Source organism: Brachybacterium sp. GCM10030268, from assembly GCF_042666305.1.
In the GTDB taxonomy this organism is placed as follows: Bacteria; Actinomycetota; Actinomycetes; order Actinomycetales; family Dermabacteraceae; genus Brachybacterium.
Window position 1 is genome coordinate 1 of the sequence record NZ_JBHTCW010000022.1, and the last position, 2,735, is coordinate 2,735.

Here is a 2,735-nt window from a genome sequence, read left to right on the forward strand (position 1 = left end):
CACCGCCCTTGTCAACGATGTCCCGACTGACCCGTCAACGATCACCACCAAACCCGCCGGTAGAATCTGTCAACGATGTCGTGCACCCAGACACCGCCGCTACCGCCCTTTCCTGAGTCGCGTCATCGTTTACGAACGGTGGCGCGGCTCAGTTTTCTTGTGTGGGTTCGCTGCTGTGGTGGCGTGGGATGGGTCGGGCTGTCGTGCCCGGGGGGTTCATGTCTGGGGGCGCTGGTAGGGACTGATGCGCGGGTAGGCGTCACGTGATCTGCGGCGCTGAGGAGCGTTGCAGGGAAGGACGTGCATCGTGCCTGCTCCCTACCCCAGGAGTTCCGGGACGACGTCGTCCGCGTCGCGAGGAACCGTGAACCTGGCCAGAAGCTCGCCGTGATTGCGAAGGACTTCGGAATCTCCGAGTCCTGCCTGACGAACTGGATGCGCCAAGCCGGCGTCGAAGACGGGGCCCGGCCCGGCAAGACCCGTGAGGAACCGACAGAACTTCGGTTCTCTGTCGCCGCAACCGCCTCCTCGAGCAGGAGAACGAGGTCCTGCGCCGCGCGGCCGCCTACCTCTCCCAGGCAAACCTGCCGGGAGAATCCTCTACCCGCTCGTGAACGAGCTCGCCGGCGACGGGATCCCCGTCGCGGTGTCCCTGCGGGTCCTGAAGCTCTCCCGCCAGCCGTACTACCGCTGGCGGAAACAGCAGGTCACCGAGTCCGAGCTGGTCGAGGCCTATCGAGCCAATGCCCTGTTCGACGCCCACCGGGACGATCCCGAGTTCGGTTGCCGCTTCCTCGCCGGCGAAGCGGAGGCCGCTGGCCAGCACATGTGTGAGCGGACCGCATGGCGGATCTGCCGGGACAATCGGTGGTGGTCCGTGTTTGGCAAGAAACGCGGGAAGAACGGAAAACGACCGGGACCTCCCGTCCACGACGACCTCGTGCAACGGGACTTCTCCGCTGATGATGTCAATGAACTCTGGCCCACGGACATCACCGAGCACTGGACCGATGAGGGCAAGCTCTATCTCTGCGCCCTCAAGGACGCCTTTTCTGGCCGGATCGTGGGGTACTCGATCGACTCCCGTATGAAGGCCCGTCTTGCAGTGAATGCTCTGGCCAGCGCCGTATCCAGACGGGGTGGCGTCGCCGGGTGCATCGTCCACTCGGACCGCGGGTCCCAGTTTCGGTCACGGAAGTTCGTGCATGCTCTGAACCATCACCACGTCGTGGGGTCGATGGGGAAGGTCGGTGCCGCCGGTGAAAACGCGTTTATGGAATCCTTCTTCGCGCTGCTCCAGAAAAACGTGCTGGATCGACGTCGTTGGCGCACCCGCGAGGAGCTCCGGATTGCGATCATCACCTGGATCGAGCGGCCCTACCACCGCCGTCGCCGGCAGGCCCGCCTGGGTCGATTGACCCCCATCGAATACGAGGCCATCATGAACCCGACCGTCAGTCTGGCGGCCTAACCCCAGCTGACACCTGATCGCGCATCAGTCCCGAACTCTGCCTGTCTCGCATTGCGTGTGCGTCTAGGGATCGATGCGTGGGGTCGTCAGACCCCCGTCAGGGCGAGCCAGTCGCCTCCCAGCGCCGGTGTGGAGGAAACTGGCCAGGTCGATGAGTCGGGCGTCTGACCGCAAACGAAAGATCGCGCACGCATCACCTCGCGATCACTCCAGATCTCCTCGTTGCCCATATCCGCTCGGCGACCTGACACTCTCGTGAAGGGCGTCTGCCCCGTCGCTCAAGCGTCGCGCACGCAGGAGCATCTGACCGTGAGTTCTTCGATGAGCATGTGCATTGGGTGTGCTCAGGCATTTGGCAGTACGACCGTCCCTGCCCCGCGCTGTCGCGCTTTCGTGTGGTGAACCGGCGCGTCCGTGAGTTGTTGCTCCTCTCTCTCAATCACAAAACCGTTGTCTCGGATCAGTTCGAGGTCAGCGGCCGCGGCCTGGCCTTCGGCGGTCAAATAGTCGCCCAGGAAAATCGAGTTGGCGACGTGGAGGGCCAGCCCCTGCAGGCTCCGCAGGTGAATCTCACGGCCGCCGGCCAAGCGAATCTCTTTGCTGGGGCAGATGAGTCGCGCAAGCGCGACGATCCTCAGGCATTGCGCTGGGGTCAGGTCCCAGCGGCCTTCCATCGGAGTTCCGTCGAAGGGAACCAAGAAGTTGATCGGAATGGAATCCGATTCCAGCTCGCGTAGAGCGAAGAGGGCTTCGATGATTTGCTCGTTGGACTCTCCCATTCCGACGATCAGTCCGCTGCACGGGGAAATGCCTGCCTGTTTCGCCTTGAGGATCGTGCCAACACGATCTTGGTAGCTGTGCGTCGTCACGATTTCGTCGTGGAACGACTCCGCGGTGTTGATGTTGTGGTTGTACGCATCGACGCCTGCCTCAGCGAGACGCTCGGCCTGCCCGGCCTTCAGTAGGCCAAGGCACGCGCAAATTTCGACGTCGGGGTTTTGCTCTTTGAGCTCGGAAGCGATGCCGGAGACACGCTCGACGTCGCGGCTCATCGGGCCACGGCCGCTTGCCACCAGGCACACGCGCGCGGCCCCGCCGGCGATGCCTGCCTCTGCCTGGCGCACGGCCTCTTCGGGCTTCAACCAGCTGTACTTCATAATGGGAGCACTAGGGCATGTCTCCTATTTGCGTAGCCAGGCGATGACGGCGCAGAGGACGACGCTGGCGCGGTAGGTGATGGCGTGTTTGTCGTAGCGGGTGGCGA

General features: G+C 63.5%; 2 pseudogenes. One reads left to right on the top strand and one right to left on the bottom strand.

Going from position 1 to position 2,735, the window contains the following annotated elements:
• The first annotated feature begins 307 nt into the window (after window positions 1-307).
• Window positions 308-1,471, top strand: a pseudogene (locus ACFQRD_RS16620) (IS3 family transposase).
• Between the two features lie 344 nt (window positions 1,472-1,815).
• Here the strand turns inward: ACFQRD_RS16620 and bioB are convergent.
• A pseudogene (bioB, locus tag ACFQRD_RS16625) lies at window positions 1,816-2,631 on the bottom strand (biotin synthase BioB); the annotation flags it as partial.
• Window positions 2,632-2,735: the final 104 nt, after the last annotated feature.